17 protein-coding genes and 1 pseudogene are annotated in these 16532 nt (G+C 72.3%); 3 read left to right on the top strand and 15 right to left on the bottom strand.

The genetic code is table 11. The features are described 5' to 3' along the window. The 11 genes and pseudogenes from OXS49_RS28325 to OXS49_RS28275 form a co-directional block, all read right to left on the bottom strand. Positions 1 to 2973: glycoside hydrolase/phage tail family protein (locus OXS49_RS28325; RefSeq protein ID WP_267427998.1), on the bottom strand; the 2973-nt coding region annotated here is incomplete at its 3' end. A gap of 82 nt (positions 2974 to 3055) precedes the next feature. After that, entirely contained in the window at positions 3056 to 3598 is a 543-nt protein-coding gene (locus OXS49_RS28320; protein WP_267427997.1) for an NlpC/P60 family protein, read from the bottom strand. Continuing rightward, positions 3595 to 4470: a DUF2163 domain-containing protein gene (locus tag OXS49_RS28315; protein WP_267427996.1), complete on the bottom strand. Its 876-nt coding sequence runs from the start codon at positions 4468 to 4470 to the stop codon at positions 3595 to 3597. Before OXS49_RS28315 ends, OXS49_RS28320 begins: the two co-directional genes overlap by 4 nt. 10 nt (positions 4471 to 4480) lie before the next feature. Further along, positions 4481 to 5122: a DUF2460 domain-containing protein gene (locus tag OXS49_RS28310; RefSeq protein ID WP_267427995.1), complete on the bottom strand. Its 642-nt coding sequence runs from the start codon at positions 5120 to 5122 to the stop codon at positions 4481 to 4483. Positions 5123 to 5176: 54 nt separating this feature from the next. Further along, complete coding sequence (locus OXS49_RS28305) at positions 5177 to 5749, bottom strand: phage tail tape measure protein (protein ID WP_244007672.1); 573 nt, start codon at positions 5747 to 5749, stop codon at positions 5177 to 5179. Positions 5750 to 5763: 14 nt separating this feature from the next. Continuing rightward, a complete protein-coding gene (locus OXS49_RS28300; protein ID WP_267428000.1) occupies positions 5764 to 6192 on the bottom strand; it encodes a phage tail assembly chaperone in 429 nt (142 codons plus the stop codon). A gap of 63 nt (positions 6193 to 6255) precedes the next feature. Beyond that, positions 6256 to 6582 (bottom strand): annotated as a pseudogene (locus tag OXS49_RS28295) (gene transfer agent family protein); the annotation flags it as partial. A 16-nt stretch (positions 6583 to 6598) separates the two neighbouring features. Next, on the bottom strand, positions 6599 to 7009 hold the full coding sequence (locus OXS49_RS28290) for a phage major tail protein, TP901-1 family (RefSeq protein ID WP_267427994.1): 411 nt from the start codon (positions 7007 to 7009) through the stop codon (positions 6599 to 6601). Between the two features lie 104 nt (positions 7010 to 7113). Next, a complete protein-coding gene (locus tag OXS49_RS28285) occupies positions 7114 to 7530 on the bottom strand; it encodes a DUF3168 domain-containing protein (RefSeq protein WP_267427992.1) in 417 nt (138 codons plus the stop codon). Beyond that, a complete protein-coding gene (locus OXS49_RS28280) occupies positions 7527 to 7877 on the bottom strand; it encodes a head-tail adaptor protein (RefSeq protein WP_267427990.1) in 351 nt (116 codons plus the stop codon). Before OXS49_RS28280 ends, OXS49_RS28285 begins: the two co-directional genes overlap by 4 nt. Before the next feature lie 23 nt (positions 7878 to 7900). Further along, entirely contained in the window at positions 7901 to 8461 is a 561-nt protein-coding gene (locus OXS49_RS28275; protein WP_267427989.1) for a hypothetical protein, read from the bottom strand. 27 nt (positions 8462 to 8488) lie between these two features. Between OXS49_RS28275 and OXS49_RS28270 the strand changes: the two genes are divergently transcribed. Beyond that, a complete protein-coding gene (locus tag OXS49_RS28270; protein WP_244007840.1) occupies positions 8489 to 9226 on the top strand; it encodes a trypsin-like serine protease in 738 nt (245 codons plus the stop codon). Between the two features lie 912 nt (positions 9227 to 10138). Here the strand turns inward: OXS49_RS28270 and OXS49_RS28265 are convergent. Further along, entirely contained in the window at positions 10139 to 10366 is a 228-nt protein-coding gene (locus tag OXS49_RS28265; protein WP_244007662.1) for a hypothetical protein, read from the bottom strand. Between the two features lie 508 nt (positions 10367 to 10874). On the opposite strand from OXS49_RS28265, the gene OXS49_RS28260 reads away from it, so the two are divergent. Beyond that, positions 10875 to 11783 carry a trypsin-like serine protease gene (locus tag OXS49_RS28260; protein ID WP_267427987.1) on the top strand — a complete coding sequence of 303 codons (909 nt, stop codon included), beginning with the start codon at positions 10875 to 10877 and terminating at the stop codon, positions 11781 to 11783. 175 nt (positions 11784 to 11958) lie between these two features. After that, the gene (gene dps / locus OXS49_RS28255) at positions 11959 to 12504 is read left to right on the top strand and encodes a DNA starvation/stationary phase protection protein Dps (protein WP_244007658.1); all 546 of its coding nucleotides are present in this window, start codon (positions 11959 to 11961) and stop codon (positions 12502 to 12504) included. 248 nt (positions 12505 to 12752) lie between these two features. Here dps and OXS49_RS28250 read toward each other — a convergent pair whose 3' ends face one another. From OXS49_RS28250 to OXS49_RS28240, 3 genes are all read right to left on the bottom strand, one after another. Beyond that, positions 12753 to 14042: a phage major capsid protein gene (locus OXS49_RS28250; protein WP_267427985.1), complete on the bottom strand. Its 1290-nt coding sequence runs from the start codon at positions 14040 to 14042 to the stop codon at positions 12753 to 12755. A 26-nt stretch (positions 14043 to 14068) separates the two neighbouring features. Beyond that, positions 14069 to 14569, bottom strand: coding sequence for an HK97 family phage prohead protease (locus OXS49_RS28245; RefSeq protein ID WP_244007653.1), 501 nt, complete (start codon positions 14567 to 14569; stop codon positions 14069 to 14071). Between the two features lie 240 nt (positions 14570 to 14809). After that, positions 14810 to 15997: a phage portal protein gene (locus tag OXS49_RS28240; RefSeq protein WP_267427999.1), complete on the bottom strand. Its 1188-nt coding sequence runs from the start codon at positions 15995 to 15997 to the stop codon at positions 14810 to 14812. Between the last annotated feature and the right edge of the window lie 535 nt (positions 15998 to 16532).

Here is a 16532-nt window from a genome sequence, read left to right as displayed (position 1 = left end):
CAGAGCCAGCGGCGGCCCCGGGAAGGCCGGGGCCGCCACCCCGGTCAGCGCCATGCTGCGCGGCAGGCCGCGCCCCGGCCCGGCCCGGGGCGGGACGCCGCTCGCCTCGACCCGGCGGCCGGTGGGGGCGTCGTCGATCCGGTCGATCTTGCGCAGCACCGTACCGCCGGGCACGTCCGCCGGGACCGCAAGGAGGTCGCCGGGCTCCAGTTCGACCCGGCGCGGGCTCAGCGTGAAGACCGCGCTGTCGCGGGCCGCGATGATCCGGTCGAGCATGGCCTCGGCGAGGCCGTCGCCGGTCTCGCGCCGGGTGACGATCGCGGCCTCGATCCGGGTCTCGTGCCGCCGCTCGCCCACGGGCCGCACCGCCGCCGCCGTGGCGCGGCGGTAATCCGGGCTCTCGGATTCGGTGAGGCCGAGCGCGACCGAGCGCGGCAGGGCGCTCTCCTCAGCCCGCACCTGACGGAGCACGGGCTTCTCCGCGGAGAGCCGGACGAGGTCGGCCTCGTCCAGCACCACCGGCCGGTCCCGGCGCGGTCCGCGCAGGCGCAACCGGCCCGCCACCGCCGAGACGTCGAGCCCGTAGACCTGGGCCAGGGTCTCCAGGGCGCCCCGCGCCGAGAGCGGCCGGTCGAGCACGTAGCCGTCGAGATAGGCCGCGGCCTCCACGGAGACCGGGGCGTTGAAGCCGAAATCGGCCAGGATCCTCAGGACCAGCAGGTCGAGGTCGCAGCCCTCGATCCGCCCGGTGATCCAGTGGCCGACCCGCCAGTTGCCGATATCGGCCCAGACCCCGCGTACGGTCGGGAAGGCCGGATAGGGCCGCGCATCCCAGGCCCAGATGAAGATCCCGGCCGGATCGACCATCCGCCCGCCATAGACCGGCGAGACCGGGTTGTCGGCCTCCCGGAAGCCAGGCACACCCGGATCGAACCGGGCGATCGCCGCCTCCAAGCCGCGGAGCTGGATCAGCTCGTCCCGGAGCGCCCGGGATTCCGGCGGGAAGGCGTTCTCGACCGATTTCGGATCGGGGAAGACGTTGGGCCCGTTCGTGCCCTTGTCGACCGCCGGCACGCCGAGTTCGGTGAGCCAGATCGGCTTTCCCATCGGTACCCACGCCGTCGTCCGGGTCTCGACGCCGCCGTCGCGCTCGACATGCGGGTTCGACCACCACGCCACGAGGTCCTTGACCCGGTAGATCCAGGGCTTGCCGATGGCGCCGTCGGTGATCGGGACGCGGTCCTGGGCGGCGCGGGCGGCCCCGTCAGGGTAGTACCAGTCGAAGGCTTCACCGGAGGCGCCGCGCTCCTTGAGGTAGGCGCGGTCGTAGATGTCGCCCGCAGCGGCGAGGTCGGCGTGGTCCGGCATGTCGCGCCAGTCGGAGACCGGAGCGTACCAGTCGATCCCGACCGCCGCGATGTTCGGGTCGGCGAACAGGTCGTCGAGGGGGAAGCGGATCGTGGCACCCCCGTCGAGGACATGGGCGCCGTACTCGGTCCAGTCCGCGCCGTAGACCAGGGCGACGCCGGGGCCGAGGCGCTCGCGCACGGCCGCCGCGATCGCCCGGAAGGCCTGCACGGCCGGGTAGCCGGACGCACCCCGCACCCGGGTCAGTCCGACATACTCGCTGCCGATCACGAAGCCCGCGATCGGCACGCCGGCTTGGGCCCACCGGGCCGCAAGGTCGGCGTAGTGCAGGATCTCCGCGTCGTAGCCGTTGGCGAAGAAGGCCGCGACCTGCGCGTCGGCCCCGGACGTCCCGTCCGGACTCCCCGGGAGGCCGGGCGCCGGATCGCAGGTGATGCGCCCCCGCCAGGGAAAGGGCGGCTGCGTCGCGCCAGGCTGGCGCGGATCGGGCAGCCCGTTGCCGGGTGGCACGTCCATCATCACGAAGGGATAGAGCAGCACCTCCAACCCGCGGCGGACCAGCTCGGCGACCAGCCGGGTCAGGCCGTCGTCGCTCGGGGTCCCGCCATAGGCCGGATTGCCGTCCGGCAGGATCGAGACCACCTCGGCATCCGCGCGGGTGATCCCGGCGACGCGCCAATCGGCCGGCAGGGCCTGCTTATGCCGGGCCTCGACCTTCGGCACCACCCGGCAGGATCCGGCGCGCATATCGGTGCCGAACCACGTCGCCACCACGGCGACCCGCCGCAGGTTGGGGCACAGGGCCTGGAGCGCGTCCAGGGAGGCAAGGACGTCGGTGGCGCGCTGGAGCTGGTGCCGGTTGGCGGCCTCGGTCCGGCCGAGGCCGAGATCCACGGTGACGGGGTCCGGGTCGAGGCCGAACTCGCTGGCGCCGGGGATCATCTCGACGGCGCGGATCCGGCCATAGAGCCCGTTGATGGGGCGGATCACCTCGAAGGCGAATTGCGGGATGCGGTTGCCGAAATCGGCGAGCGGCAGACCCTCGAACACCACGTAGGCGAGGCCGCGATAGGCGGGCGTGGTCTCCGCCCCCTCCTTGGCGACGATCAGCGGGTCGGGCTCCTGGTCCGGCCGGCCGGTGTAGACCCGGATGGTGAGGCCGTCCTGATCGATCTCCCGGCCGTCCGCCCAGATCCGGCGGATGCAGGCGATCTCCCCCTCGCACAGCCCGACCGCGAGGTTGGCGAAGTAGGTGTAGCGCGTGGTGACGGTCTTCTGCCCGCTCATGCCCTTGGCGGGCGTGGCGGCGCGCTGCACCGTGGTGTTGGCGACTTCGAGCGGGCGCGTCGCCCAGATCAGGCTCCCGCCGATCCGGGCGCGTCCATAGACCCGCGGGATCGGATCGCCCTCCGTGGAGGTGAGCCCGGAGACATCGGCGAGCCGCGGCCCCGCGACGAAGCGGGTGTGCGACCCCGAGCCGGACAACGCGCCGTCGAGCCCGGCGCCCGCGACGGCGCCCAGGGTGCGCCCGACGACGGCGCCGATCGGGCCGCCGAGGGCCGTGCCCACCGCCGCCCCGGCCGAGGACAGGATCAGCGTGGCCATGGCAGGGCTCCCTGGTGAAACGTCGGGCGGGTCTGGGCCGGAAAAGCCTCTGCGAGGCCCTGACGCCCGGCGCGACGCTTCGCTACGAGACCTTCCGCAAGGTCATGGACGTCGTGGGCTGCGAGCTGACCGTGGCGGCCGGATCGTCCTGAACTGGGTCTGACCCGCCCTCCGGAAACCGGAATAGCCCGGTCATGTGCCGCCGCCACCATCCGGTGAGCGCCACCTCGGTGACGACCGCGCCGTCATGGGCGTGGATCATGGCGCCGTCACCGGTGGCGATGGCGCAGTGGCGGGCCGGCAGGTGGCGGCGGAAGGCGAAGAGCAACACGTCGCCCGCCCGCGCCGCAGCCTCAGCCAGCGGCCCCGGCACCGGCACGAGGTGGCGCAGGGCCGCCTCGGTCAGCGGATCGGTGCCGGGGGCAGCCGATTCCGCCCAGGTGCCCGAATAGGGCGGCACCGCCTCGGGCTCGGCGCCGTAGAGCCCGCGCCAGACCCCGCGCAGCAGCCCGAGACAGTCGCAGCCGATCCCGCGCAACGAGGCCTGATGCCGGTAGGGCGTGCCGAGCCACAGCCGCGCCTCGCCCAAAGCGGCCGCGCCGATCTCCCGTCGCATCGCGCTCATCGGTACAGGCTCCCGCCGTCGAGGATGGGGTCCGAGCCCGGCACCGCACGCATCACCGTGTCGTTGCCGGGCATGTGCGGAAAGCCCTGGAAGTTGACCGCGTTGGCGAAGCGGTCCCGGCAGGTGGCGAGGCGCTTGTCGCAGCCTGCGGTCAGCGTGAAGGTATCGTCGGCGGCGACCGGCCGGGGCGGCACGGTCCAGAGCTCGATCAGGCCGCCGAGCTGCAAGCGCACATCCGCGGCGAGCCCGGCATTGGCGCCCCCGGTCCAGGCGAGACGGCCGCCGGTGAACAGGCCATCCGCAAAATCCCCCGCCAGGGTCGCCGCGAGCGTGGCGGGCTCCGGCATGCCGATGACGCGGCCGGCGATCCGCCACGCCGCGAGGTCGACCTGGCAGCGCCCGTTCCCGAGATCGGCCCCGCAGGTGGCGCGATAGGTCCGGCCACGCTCCGCATCCAACCGGTGCGCGAGGCCGCGCAGCTCCGCCACGAAGGCATCGCCCTCCCGGCGCACCTCGCCGATCGTGGCGAGGTCGAGGAGCAGGCGGGTCCCGGTGTCGGCCCAGTCGACCAGCCAGGTCTCGACGGAGGCGCCGTCGTAGAGGCCGCCGGCGATGTCGGCCTCGGTCAGGCCGAGGCTGCTGAGCGCCCCGGCCACGTCACCCCCCGAGACCGCGAAACCGGATTCCGCGCTGGCCTCGGCGGCGTCCAGTCCGGTTCGGGCAAGGTGGACGAGGCCCGCGACGGTCAGGTCGCGGTCGTGGTCGGTGAAACCGAGGGCGAGGCCGTCCCGCCGCCGCAAGGACCAGCAGCGGCACAGGGTGGTCACGCCCCCCGCGAGATGGGTCGCGAAGGCCTCCGGAATGTCGCGCATGGATCCTCCTTCAGGGCACGATCTCAACGAGCGGCACCCGTGGGATCTCCCCGGCCGTGAAGGCCGCGAGGTCGATGGTGAGTTCGTCGGTGTCGAAGCGGACCGGCACATCGAAGGCGAAGCCCGCGGTGACGGCGACGCCGGACGCCGGGACATGGCCGGGCGTGAAGGTGACGCGGCCGGTCGTCGGGTCGCACGCGAAGTCCTCGGGCCCGACCTCCTGGCCGGAGACCGCGACCCGGACGCTTCCGGCCACCGGCTTGGCGATCCGGCGGCGATAGGGCGCGAAGCCGGTCCCGTAGCTCTTCACCAGCGAGAAGCGCGCGGTGGTTCCGTCGCCGGTGCCGAGCGGCTGGTCGAGGGGCCCGATCGCCCGGCCCGGTGGTCCGGAGCGGCCATCGACCCGGTCGCGGAAGCGGAAGCCGTAGAGGCGGCCCCGCCGCTCCTCGAAGAAGGCCAGGACCGCGTGGAGCGCGTCGAGCCCGCGCAGCCCGAAGCCGGCATCGTAGCGGCGTCGGGAATCGGCCCAGCGGCCGTTCCGGTGCTCCCGTCCGGACGCCAGGGTGACGATCTCGGTCAGCCGCTGCGGGCCGCCGCTCATGCGCAGCGACACGTCGAGGGGAAACAGCACCTCGTGGAAATCGTCGGCCATGGCGGTCCCAAGGGTTGGCGCTGGAGGGTTGGCGCTGGACGGTTCTTCGGCTTCTCACGTCGCCCGCTGGCCACGCGCCACCGCTCGGGCGAGGCTTGCGGTCACCTGCGCCTCGGACCGGCGGAACGCCGCCGGGTCGGGCGTGGCGATGTTGACCGTCACGGAGACCGGCCGCGCCGAGGCCCCGCCCCCCGCGACGCCCAGGCGCCCGTCCGCGCCGCGAGCCAGCGGCAGGATCGCCTCCGGCCCGGCCTCGCCCATGAGGCCGGTCCCGCCCGCCATAGGGAAATAGGTCGGCGCCGCCACCACCCCGCCGGCCGCGAAGGGCTGCACCCGCCCTCCGCGGAACACGCCGCCCCGGGCGAAGCCGGGCTCGGAGCCCGCACCCAGCACGGAATTGATGAGGCCGGTGACCCCGGACTGGATCGCGCCCCCCGCCGCCCGGGTCGCCGCGCCGGCGAGCCGCGTGCCGATCCTCCCGAGCACGCCGTCGAGGCTCCGGCCGGAGGCGGCGCCCCGGGTCAGCGCCGTGTCGAGGCTGCGGCCGAAATTCTGGGCCAGTCGGTCGAGGGTTTGGAGCCGCTCGGCCCGTGCGGAATCCTGCATGTCGGCTTGGGTGTCGGCCATCTTTCAGCCCCGTCTCAGGTCCGGTCGGGATAGGCGGCGAGCAGATCCTCGAAGGCCGCCCGGCTCAGCGCCTCCGACCGGGCGCGCCGGCCGAGGGCTGCGGCGAACTCCCGTGGGGTCGCCGACCAGAAGTCGCCGGGGCGCCAGCCCAGCACGCCGAGGCCGAGGGACATGGCGTCGTCCCACGGGAAGGCATTCGGCAGGCGGGTCGGGACCGGGGCATCCGGCTCCGATCCTGGAGCGCTCTCCGCCGAAGGGAGGGGCGTCTCTCCCGAATAAGGCGCGGGTCCCCTCTCCCGTGCGGGAGAGGGACAGGGTGAGGGATACGCGGATTCCGATGGAGGCGCGCACGCGACGCGCGTCGACGGAGCGATCAAGTCTGCGGGTTCTCGTCCCTCACCCGGGCCGTCTCCCGCACGGGAGAGGGAGTCCGTCGCGTCCACCAGGCGCGCCGGCGCGCCACTGTCGTGTACCGTGTCTCGATGTGATCGGGCGGCCTCCTGAGGCGGGTTTGCCGTCCCCGGCGCCTCCCCGAACGCGGCGGCGAGCACCGCCCCGAGGGCCGTCGTGACGTCATCGAGCCCGCCGGCCAGCGGCAGCCCCGCCACCGCCGCGTCGTCGAGGTCATGGCCGCCGCCCCGCAGGGCGACGCCCAGCAGGGCGATCAGGTCGCGGGCCGAGAGCCGGCCGGCCGTGAAGCGCGCGGCGAGGCCCGTGAGATCGCCGGCCCCGAGCAGATCCTCCAGCTCGGCCAGCGCCCCGAGGGTGAGGCAGAGGGTGTAGCGCCGTCCGCCGAGGTCGAGCGGCACGGCGCCGCGGATCCGGTTCGCCATGGGACTCCCCTCGGGCTCAGGCCGCCGCGAAGGCGAGCGCGCCCGCCGAATCGAGGCTCATGTCGAAGGTCACCTCGCCGGCGTGGTCGCCGCGGTATTCCAGGCTCGCGATCTGGAACGGGCCCTCCAGGATCCCGAAGGCCGGCACCACGATCTGGAAGGTCTCGATGACCCCTTCGAAGAAGATAAGGCGCAGCCGCGCGTCCGAGGCTTGGTCGCGGAACACGCCCGACCCGGCGACCGCGGCCCGGCGCACCCCGGCCCCGGCGAGCAATTCGCGCCAGCGCCCGGCGGAATCGGCGTTGGTGATGTCCACGGTCTCGGCGTTCAGGGTGATCTGGCGGCTGCGCAGGCCCGCCACCGCCACGAAGCCGCCCGCGCCGTCGCCAGCCCGGATCAGCAGGTCCTTGCCCTTCTGCGCGCCCATCGGATTCCTCCTCGTAACCACAGTGGCCCATGAGGCTGACGCCTCCCGCGCGAACCGCCGCATGGGCGGCGACGCGCATTCGCGCTCGCCGACGGCCGTCGGGATCAAAGAATCTCGGTGAGGGCCTCGACGGTGAGGCTCGCCCGCGCCTCGCCGGTCCGGGTGTCGCGGTGGACCTTGATGGCGCGCACCCGCAGGGTCACGAGCCGGCAGCCGGCGAGCGGCATCGCCGTGTCGGCGAGCAGCGCCGCCATGCGCTCGGCGGCGTCGAGCGCGGTGCGTACCGAGCCCGGCCGGGCGATCACCGCGATCTCGTGGGTGTGGCGGTGGCGCTCGGCCCCGTCGACGGAATCGTCCTGGATCTCGGAATCGCCGAACAGGGCGTAGACCGGGAGCACGCCCCGGGGCGGCTCGTCGTAGAGCCGGACACGGCCGCCCAGCAGCGCCGCGAGGGCGGCATCCGGGGTGAAGCGCGCGATCAGGCCAGCGCGCAAGGCCAGGAGCGGGCTCGGATCGGTCACGACAGGTTCTCCCGCGGCAGTTCCTCGACGTGGCAGATGCAGTCGCGGCCCCGCCCGTCGGGCTCGGTCACGGCGCGGATCGCGAAGCGGCGGGGGCCGGCGGCGAGCCGCATGGTCGGATCGAGGTCGGCCCGGCCCCGCAGGGTGATGCGGTAGGCGGACAGCGTGTCGGTCCGGCCGCCCTCGGGCCGGTCGACCACTCCGGCGGGCGCCAGGGCGCCCCACAGGACCGGGCCGGCCACGTAGCGGCGCAGCACGCCGCCGAACCCGTCCGGCGACTCCAGCGGGCGTTCCAGCACGAAGCGCCGCCGGGTGCCGAGCGGCGGGTGACGGGGCATGCTCGCCATCGGCCGGTCTCCGGTGCCGGCCATCACAGGCGCATCCGGCGGAAGGGCGCGGCGAGGTCGGCGGCGTCGGTGCGGATGCCGTCCGCTTCGTCGCCCCGGTGCTCGTAGCGGGCGGCGGCCAGACGCAGGATCGCGAGCCGCAGGGGCGCCGGCAGGGGCGGCCCGTCGCCGCCGAACCCGGCCGCGACCTCGATCAGGATTGTGCGCCCGGCGGGGTCCGGCACCGCCGGGTCGATCAGCAGGCACGGTGCCTCGATCGGGTCGGGCCCGGGACGCACCAGCCCTTCGGCGAGGTCGGTCACTTCCTCCGCCCCCGCGAGTCCGGCGCGGAGGACGGACACCAGCGGGCTCAGCGGCAGCGGCACCTGCCCGTCCGGCGGCCAGGCGGCGAGCGCGATCCGGTAGCGGCCCGGCACCAGGATCCGGCGCGTCTCGATCTCCAGGCAGGCGCGCACCGCCACGATCAGGGCCTGGAGCAGCGCGTCCTCGGCGCCCGCGTCGTCGGAGTCGAAGCGCAGGTAGGCGCGCAGCTCCGCGACGCTCACCGGCTCGACGGCGGCGGCATCGATGCGTAACGGGATCATGGTGCGTCCCTCTTGAGCGGTGGTCCGATGCTGGTCTCGAAGTGCCGCCCGGCGGCCATCGCCGTCCTCGCGGTCGCCCTGTCGCTGGCGGGCGGCCCGGTGCGCGCCATCGTGGGCGGGTCCGAGACGGCGCCCGGCGGGGCCGTGATGGTCCTGTCCGCGAAGGGCGGCGTCTGCACGGGCGTGGTGCTCGCTCCCGACACGGTGCTCACCGCCGGCCATTGCCTCGCCGACGCCGTGCAGCACCGGGTGCATTTCCGCGACGAGTCCGGGGCGCCGGTGCTGGTCGAGGTGGCGGCGCGGGCGGTGCATCCGGGCTACGACGCGGGCGCCGCGAAGGCCCGGCGGCGGTCCATCGACCTCGCGCTTCTGCGCACGGCGACGCCGCTGCCGGCGCGCTTCGCACCGGTGACCTTGAGCACCGCGCCGCCACGGGCGGGTGAAGACCTGACCCTCGGCGGCTACGGCGCCGCCAGGCCCGGGGATCCGCGCTCCACCGGCACCTACCGCAGCCTGAATCTACCGGTGATCGAGCCCTACGGGCCGAGCCGCATCCTGGTCTGGCTCAAGGGCAGCGCCGGCGGGGCCTGCCAGGGCGATTCCGGCGGTCCGATCATCGGGCCGGACGGCGCCGTGCGAGCGCTCGCCGCCTGGATCGGAGGCACCTGCGGCGGCCTCACCCAGGGCGTCCTGGTCGGGCCGCAACGCGGCTGGATTGATCAGGTGCTCAGCGGATGGGGCCTGCGCGCCCGCTGGACCGAGTAGTACGCCGCTGGGGACGGCCCGCCCCCTGCGCAGTCTGCATCGCCCACGGACCCGCAGGACCGAATACGGATCGGTTACTGAACCGAACGCGTTAACACCTGACTCCGTCTCGCGACAGGTCTCGGGAATAACGGGTCGGCGCGATGCCGAGGTCTTTTGTCGACCGGGCGGCCATCCCAAGCGGGATTCGCTCCCGGGCACGACAAGGGCGGTTGCGCACGCGAGGACGAGCCAGCCCCGGGGTATCCGCGACGCATGTTGAACCACCGACAACGCCTGGGCTGGGGCCTGACGCTCTCGATGACGGCGATTATCCTCTGGGCCGCGGCCTCCTATTTGCGCGGCACTGTGATCTGGTGGCTCTGAGCCGTCTCAGGGCCGCGCCCGGCTGCGCAGCGAGCCCCGCGCGGCCGTGACGCCGACGTGGCCGAATGCGGCGTCGGAGCCCTCCTCCGCGCGCTTGCGGTATTCACACATCGGTTTCGGACATACCGGTTCGGGGCCGAGCGCAGGTCCCCTCTCGCCTGCGGGCTACGATGCACACCCATCGCCGGCCGCGACGCGCGCTCCTCCCCTTGTGGGGAGGAGTTGGAGGTGGGGGTGGTGCAGAAGGCACCGTCACGCTCGATCCTGAACCACCCCCACCGCTGATCCCTCCCCGCACGAGAGAAGGAGCCAGTCGCGCTCCGTCACGAACGTCAATGCCCAATCCAAATCTATGAATGTTGCAGCCCCCGCGCGGGCTACGATGTTCTCAGATCTCCGGTGGATACCGGCATGGGCGGCAAAGCGCGACGTGCCTGCCGGCGTGAGTTCGTCGCGGTCCAGCACGTGACGATCGGGAACGGCCCAAGGCTGTGCTCCGATGCGCGCTCGCAGGTCGAACCCACACCCCCTTCGGCAAAGAGCACTCTAATCACGGCGCCTGTGCTTGAGATAAGCACCAAGCATGAAGCCACCCTGCAGAGCGGACATGTAGGCAAGCAGGATCAAAATATCTGCAAACTGGAAACTCGAATTCAGAAGAATGCGGATAATATCAGCGACAAGGAATACTAAACAGGCAATAATGACGAAGCCAACCCGGAAGTACCACCCCATTACCGCGCCAGCCAAGGCAACCACCAGCAAGCCGATCATTGTTTCGGATCCCCAGGACCACTGCTGCAATCAGATCGCTCATGGCTGAGACGTCCTGATATTCTTCCCGGGAGACCCGTGTGGCAGATACTCGACGTGCATGCGGCGTGCCGTGCCCTTCGGTCAAACATGGCACCAGCCCTTACCGAGGCGGGTTGCGCGTGTCCTCGTTCATAGCACGGTAGGGCTACCGTATCGTTTCGCAAGCGGATGGCATTTGCCAAAAACCGCTCCTTCTGTCCGGGAAATCGGCGGATCGCCTTCTCTCCATGCGTCAACCGCGACCCGGGGCGGGGCTCGCGCCAGTCGCAGACACATCATGTGACGCGAGCCCGTCGGCACGCCGCCCCGCGCGAAACCGCTGAAAAACCTCGGCGAGGCAGGCCTGGATGGATCGGATCCGCAGGGAACATCAGCTTGGCCAGGACATTCCCTTGCACTAGGCTCCGCCTCGTCGCCCGCCTGTCTGGGGCGTGCCACCCGCGCCGACCGCGCCCCGGAGTGCCCGATGTTCCCTCGCCCGATCCGCAAGACCGGCTTCCGCGGGCATCCTGCACGCGGGCGTTTCGGGGGCGGCCTGCTGGGTGCGGCGCTGCTCGGGGCGTTGGCCGGACTGCTCCCCGCACCCGCCTCCGCGGTGATCAACGGCGTGACCACCCGCGATCCGAACGGGGCGCGCAGCTTCGTCGTCCGCATCGAGAGCACGGAGGGCGAGATCTGCTCCGGCACGCTGATCGCCCCGGATCTCGTCCTCAGCGCCGCCCATTGCGTGATGCGTCCGGCGGGCTACACGGTGATCGGCGTCGACCGGGGCTTCCGCCAGCGCCGCACGTCGGTGATCGTCACGACGATGCATCCCGATTTCGTGCCCGGCACGACGCCGGAGGAGCAGCCCGGCGTCGATCTGGCGCTGCTCAAGCTCGAACGCCCCCTCGGCCCCGATTACGCCCCGCTCGATCCGCGCGGCGCCAGCTCGATCACCACCGGCGAGCCGGTCGACATCGCGGGCTTCGGCGTGGTCGCCGAGAACCGGCGCGGCTCGGCCCGCACCTTGCGGCTGGCGCATCTCGTCTCGATTGGCTCGCTGCAGGTCGCCAACCGGGTGACCGTGGTGACGGACCGCCGACGCATGGCCGAGACGGCGGGAGCCGGCGCGTGCCTGGGCGATTCCGGCGGCCCGATCCTTACCGGCGGACCGGGCGGCTACCGGATCGTCGGCGTGGTGAGCTGGTCGAGCGGGGCCCTGCAGCAGGGAACCCGCCGGACCGCCTGCGGCGGCTTCACCGCGGTGACCCCGGTGGCCGAGCATGCCGGGTGGATCTCGGCGCGCGCGGCCGAACTGTCACAGATGCAGGTGAGCGATGCGCTGCCGCGCGGCAACCGGCCCGTCTGGACGGCGCGCACCCGCCGCAACTAGCTGCCGATAAGCGGTCCGGAACAGGGACTTAGCGCAACTCTCGATCGCGCCGTGACGGCCAGGCGCGCCAAGTGCTGGCAGACACCCGGCGTTCCCTGGACCGGTCACGCCCGGGGAACCTGTGGCCGCATCGACACTTTCGCTTCCGAACCTTTCAACCACACGGAGCGCGATTATGGCCGACACCGGCACCAGCAACACCCCCCGGTCGCACAAGACCCGCAACAACACCGACTCGAACGCCAAGAAGGTCTCGGTCGAAGCCCTCAACGCCCGGCTGGCGGACGGTATCGACCTCGCGCTGGCGATCAAGCAGGCGCACTGGAACCTGAAGGGCCCGCAGTTCATCGGCGTGCACGAGATGCTCGACGGGTTCCGCACCGAGATCGACGAGTTCAACGACAGCGTCGCCGAGCGTGCGGTCCAGCTTGGCGCCACGGCCTTCGGCTCGACCCAGGTGGTCGCCGAGCGGACCAAGCTTCCGGCCTACCCGACCGGGATCTACGCGATCGCCGATCACATCGCCGCGCTGATCGACAGCTACGCCACCTACGCCAACGCGGTCCGCGAGAACATCGACGAGACCGACGAGGCCGGCGATCCCGACACGGCCGATCTCTTCACGGAGATCTCCCGGGCGGTCGACAAGCACCTCTGGTTCCTCGAGGCCCACGTGCAGGAGCCGACCGGCACCCTGCGCGACGGCAATTCGGGACGCTGAGGCGGTCGTCGGGCTGCGGGTCGCGTCCGTCGTGCGACGCGACCCATATGCAATCCACCTTCCCCCCTCTGCGAGCGACGATGTTCACCCATCTCCGTCTGGCAGTGGGGTCGATGGGAGAACGCGACGGGCTCCCTCTCCCGAGCGGGAGAGGGGACCTGCGCTCCATCCTGCGGCCGACTCGGCGCGCACGTTGCGTGAAGCGGCAGCCTCTGCGGGGGAGGGATTCCTGTCCTTATTCGAGCCGCTCAACCGAACTTCAGCAGCTTGATCGCATCGTAATCCTGTACCCCGCCGCCGACGCGCTTGGTGGTGTAGAACAGCACGTAGGGCTTGGCGGAATACGGGTCGCGCAGCACGCGCATCCCGGTGCGGTCCACCACCAGATAGCCCCGGCGGAAATCGCCGAAGGCGACCGACAGGCTGTCCTTGGCGAGATCGGGCATCGCCTCGGCCTCCGTCACCGGGAAACCGACCAGGGTCGCGGGCCGGCCGGCGGCGAGGGGCGGCTGCCAGAGGTAGTTGCCTTCGGAATCCTTGAACTTCCGGATCGCGCTCTGGGTGCGCCGGTTCATCACGAAGCCGGCATTCTGGCGATAGCCCGCCCTGAGGCCGTAGATCAGGTCGAACAGCACGTCCCCCGGGTTGCCCGACGGGAAGGCCCCGGCCGCGCCCGTGGCCACGAAACCGAGCTTGCCCGGCACCCAGGCCGAATTCGCGACCGTGTCGTAGTTCAAGAAACCCCGCGGGCGGCTCGCGCCGTTGCCGGTCACGAAGGCGGCGCCCTCCTGCTCGGCGAAGGCAGTCTCGATCTCGGCCGAGAGCCACGCGTCGAGATCGACCACGGCGTCGTCCAGCAGGGTCTGGGTGGCGGCCGGCATCGCGTAGAGTTCCATGGCGGGGAACGCGATCTCGGAGAGCATCGGCGCGTCGGTCTGCGGGCGCGGGGCGGTCTCGGCCGCCCAGCCGGTCACGGGGGCGCCGACCGAGACGGCGCGCTTGTACTGCGCCCCCGAGATCTGCTGCACGCTGGCGATGGCGCGAATCGGCGAGATCTCGCCGAGGCGCGTCAGCACGGTGCGCTCGATCGTGCTGGGCACGAGGTAGCCGCCATCCGGGCCCGAGCCGGCCGAGAGGGCCTTGGATTCCAGACGCTTGAGGCCCGCGCTCTCGCCGGCCCGGACGTAGAGGTCGAAGGCCGCCTTGTGCTCCTGCGCGCCGGCATCCTGCCGCGGCCCCGGCTGGCCGAGCGGCGGCCGGGCCTGCTCCAGGTGGATCCGGTCGAGCCGGGTGCGGGCGGTATCGAGGGCCGCGTCGATCCGGGCGAGCTTCTCCTCGGCGAGCCCGTCGGGCCCGAGGCGGCCCTCAATCCGGCCGATGCGGGTCTCGTTGGTCTCCTTGAAGGCCGCGAAGGCGGCCGACAGCTCGTCGAGGGCGGAGCGGACCGGGGCCGCCTCGGGCCGGACGGCCTTGTTCTCCAGATCGGGGAGCGCGGCCTTGATCTCGAAGGCGGGCGCGAGCGGGGTATCGGCGTGCATCGGGAACCTCTGGGTGGGGGGTGAAGTCAGGGCCGCAGGGGGGATGCCGATGCGGGCTTCGGGGCGATCCGGCGGGCCAGGCCGCGGATCTCCGTGGCCAGGGCATCCACAAGGGCATCCGCACCGGGACTCGCCCGGGCCTGCGGCTGGAGCGGGAAGGTCACCAGGGAGATCTCCCAGAGATCGACCCGGTGCAGCCGGCGCTCGCCGCCCGCGCCCCGCCGGGCCAGCAGCGTGCGAAAGCCGATCGACAGGCCGTCGAGGCCGCCGCCGCGCAGCAGCGCGTCGACCTCCCGGGCGCGCTGCACGGCAAGGTTGAGCTGCCCTTCCGCGAACAGGCCGTGGGCATCCTCGCGGAGGGACAGCCAGCGGCCGATCGGCTCGGCGGGATCGTGCTGGAACAGCAGCCGCACGCCGGCCGGCCCCTGGCGCGCGAGGCTCGCCGCGAAGGCGCCGGGCACGACCACGTCGCGGCCGAGATCGGGCACGCCGAAGACGCTGGCATAGCCGGTGAAATGGCCGTCCATGGAAGGTCCTCGGGTGTAGGTTCCGGGAGGGGCAGTCCGTTTTGCGACGCGCCCTCCCGCCCCCCTTTGAGGGCTTGCGGATTCGCGCATCGGGTCTGGCCATATCGGTTCAGGGTCGAGGGCGGGTCCCCTCTCCCGCACGGGAGCGGGGGCCTGTCGCGCTTGGCCGCAAGCGGCGATGTCGGCCTGAGATATGTGAACGTCGTAGCCTTTGCTGTGGAGAGAGAGGCGGGCGTATCGTCAGCCCGCCCCCGCTCCCGGCATGTCCGGCGGATAACCCACCGCCTCACGCTTCTCGGACACCGAAAGAAAATCCGCGGCCTGGACCCGGCGCCACAGGGATTCCCGCTCGGCCGCGAGCGCCTCGATCCGGTCGAGGTCGGGCTCCAGGTCCACCGGCCCGAAGGCGGGCTCAAGCCAGACCGCGAGGGCCTGCGCGGTGCGGCTCGCCAGCGGGATCAGGGTCTGGCGGTAGAGCGCCCGGTTGGCCTCGGCGTAGTTGGCGTGGGTGTTGTCCCCGGGCAGGCCGAGCAGCAGGGGCGGAACCCCGAACGCCAGGGCGATCTCCCGGGCCGCCGCGTTCTTCGCCTCCACGAAATCCATGTCCCGGGGCGACAAAGCGAGCGGCTTCCAGTCGAGCCCGCCCTCCAGCAGCAGCGGCCGGCCGGCATTGGCGGCGCCCTGGTAGTTCGCCTCCAGCTCCGCCTTCAGCCGGTCGAATTGCGGCTCGGACAGCGTCGCACCCGCGAAGACCAGCGCCCCGGAGGGCCGAGCGGCGTTGTCGAGGAGCGCCTTGTTCCAGGCGCTCGCCGCGTTGTGGATGTCGAGGGCGGCCGCCGCCGCCGTGATGGGCGCGAGGCCGCCGGTCTCGTCGTCCGGGTTGAACAGGCTGAGGGCCAGGATCGGGGCGATCTCGGCGCTGCCGGGCGCCGGCAGGTCGAACCGGCGGCTGCGCCCGCCCGCCGTGTAGACATAGGCCGCCGGCCAGCCATCGGGCCCCGGCAGCATCCGCATCCGGCTCGGTCGGAGGGCCTGGAGCGCCGCGACCCGGCCGTCGAGGGCGACCGCCTCCACATAAGCGGTCCCGCTCAGGAGCAGGTCGGCGTAGACGGTCTCCAGAAGATGCGTGCCGCTCTCCCGCGGGTTCGGCCGGGCGAGCAGCGCCAGCAGGTCGCCGCCCCGTTCGGCCCCGGGTCCGGTGGCGATCAGCGGCAGGCTCGCGGCGCTCTCGGCGACCAGCCGGACCGCCCGGTGGACCACGGGGTTGCGGGCATAGCCGGCTTGCGCGAGCGCCGCCGGATCGCGGGGCGTCCAAGAAGCCCGATTGTCGGCATAGAGCGCGAAGGCCGGGGAAGCCTTGGTGGTAGGCGCCGCGTCGCGGACGTCGCGGCGGGTGACCCGCGCCAACCGTTCGAGAAGGTTCGCCATGCCGGTCTGGTCCTGCGTTGAGGTCGGGTGACGCACGATCCGGCCACGCACGGATCGGCTTCCAGCACCGTGCGGGATGCCAGCAGGCCCTCGCGGCGCGCGATTAATCCCATGGACAGGGAAAAAGCGGGGTCCAGGCTGCGCTCCGCCCGCAACAGTGGTGCGGACGCCACAGCCCGGCACACAAAATCGTGTATACAGGATGCAGTTCGTTCCTGAGACCACGAACCGCCTCTCGGCGCGCTTCCCATGGAGGCGCGCCGTATTGTTTTCCGGCCGGCCTAGGGCCGTGCTCGATCGCGTTGCAGCCGCGCACCGCTCCAGGCTCTTGTTGCGACGCATGCCACGGTCCACGACAGTCGCACGCCGACGCGCCTGAGGGGTGCAACCTGCCCCCTCTCCCGCACGGGAGAGGGGACCCGCGCATCGATCGGCGAAGACAGCATCCCTGTCGTGGACCGTGGACGCACGCTCTTGCGCCGAACCGGTGTTCCCTTCGGCGGAGCGCGCGCTAAGCAGATTTGCGTTGGCAAGC

The sequence above is a fragment of the Methylobacterium sp. GC_Met_2 genome (genome assembly GCF_026540795.1).
Lineage (GTDB): Bacteria > Pseudomonadota > Alphaproteobacteria > Rhizobiales > Beijerinckiaceae > Methylobacterium.
The sequence above is the reverse complement of the archived record's forward strand: the minus strand, read 5'-3'. Positions and strand labels throughout refer to the sequence as shown.

Coding starts and splice junctions, on each gene's coding strand:
- OXS49_RS28290 (WP_267427994.1), bottom strand. CDS start 7,009: ATGGGCGCGCAGAAGGGCAAGGACCTGCTGATCCGGGCTGGCGACGGC.
- OXS49_RS28275 (WP_267427989.1), bottom strand. CDS start 8,461: ATGATCCCGTTACGCATCGATGCCGCCGCCGTCGAGCCGGTGAGCGTC.
- OXS49_RS28260 (WP_267427987.1), top strand. CDS start 10,875: ATGTTCCCTCGCCCGATCCGCAAGACCGGCTTCCGCGGGCATCCTGCA.
- OXS49_RS28270 (WP_244007840.1), top strand. CDS start 8,489: ATGCTGGTCTCGAAGTGCCGCCCGGCGGCCATCGCCGTCCTCGCGGTC.
- OXS49_RS28320 (WP_267427997.1), bottom strand. CDS start 3,598: ATGAGCGCGATGCGACGGGAGATCGGCGCGGCCGCTTTGGGCGAGGCG.
- OXS49_RS28305 (WP_244007672.1), bottom strand. CDS start 5,749: ATGGCCGACACCCAAGCCGACATGCAGGATTCCGCACGGGCCGAGCGG.
- dps (WP_244007658.1), top strand. CDS start 11,959: ATGGCCGACACCGGCACCAGCAACACCCCCCGGTCGCACAAGACCCGC.
- OXS49_RS28250 (WP_267427985.1), bottom strand. CDS start 14,042: ATGCACGCCGATACCCCGCTCGCGCCCGCCTTCGAGATCAAGGCCGCG.
- OXS49_RS28265 (WP_244007662.1), bottom strand. CDS start 10,366: ATGATCGGCTTGCTGGTGGTTGCCTTGGCTGGCGCGGTAATGGGGTGG.
- OXS49_RS28240 (WP_267427999.1), bottom strand. CDS start 15,997: ATGGCGAACCTTCTCGAACGGTTGGCGCGGGTCACCCGCCGCGACGTC.
- OXS49_RS28310 (WP_267427995.1), bottom strand. CDS start 5,122: ATGGCCGACGATTTCCACGAGGTGCTGTTTCCCCTCGACGTGTCGCTG.
- OXS49_RS28280 (WP_267427990.1), bottom strand. CDS start 7,877: ATGGCGAGCATGCCCCGTCACCCGCCGCTCGGCACCCGGCGGCGCTTC.
- OXS49_RS28245 (WP_244007653.1), bottom strand. CDS start 14,569: ATGGACGGCCATTTCACCGGCTATGCCAGCGTCTTCGGCGTGCCCGAT.
- OXS49_RS28315 (WP_267427996.1), bottom strand. CDS start 4,470: ATGCGCGACATTCCGGAGGCCTTCGCGACCCATCTCGCGGGGGGCGTG.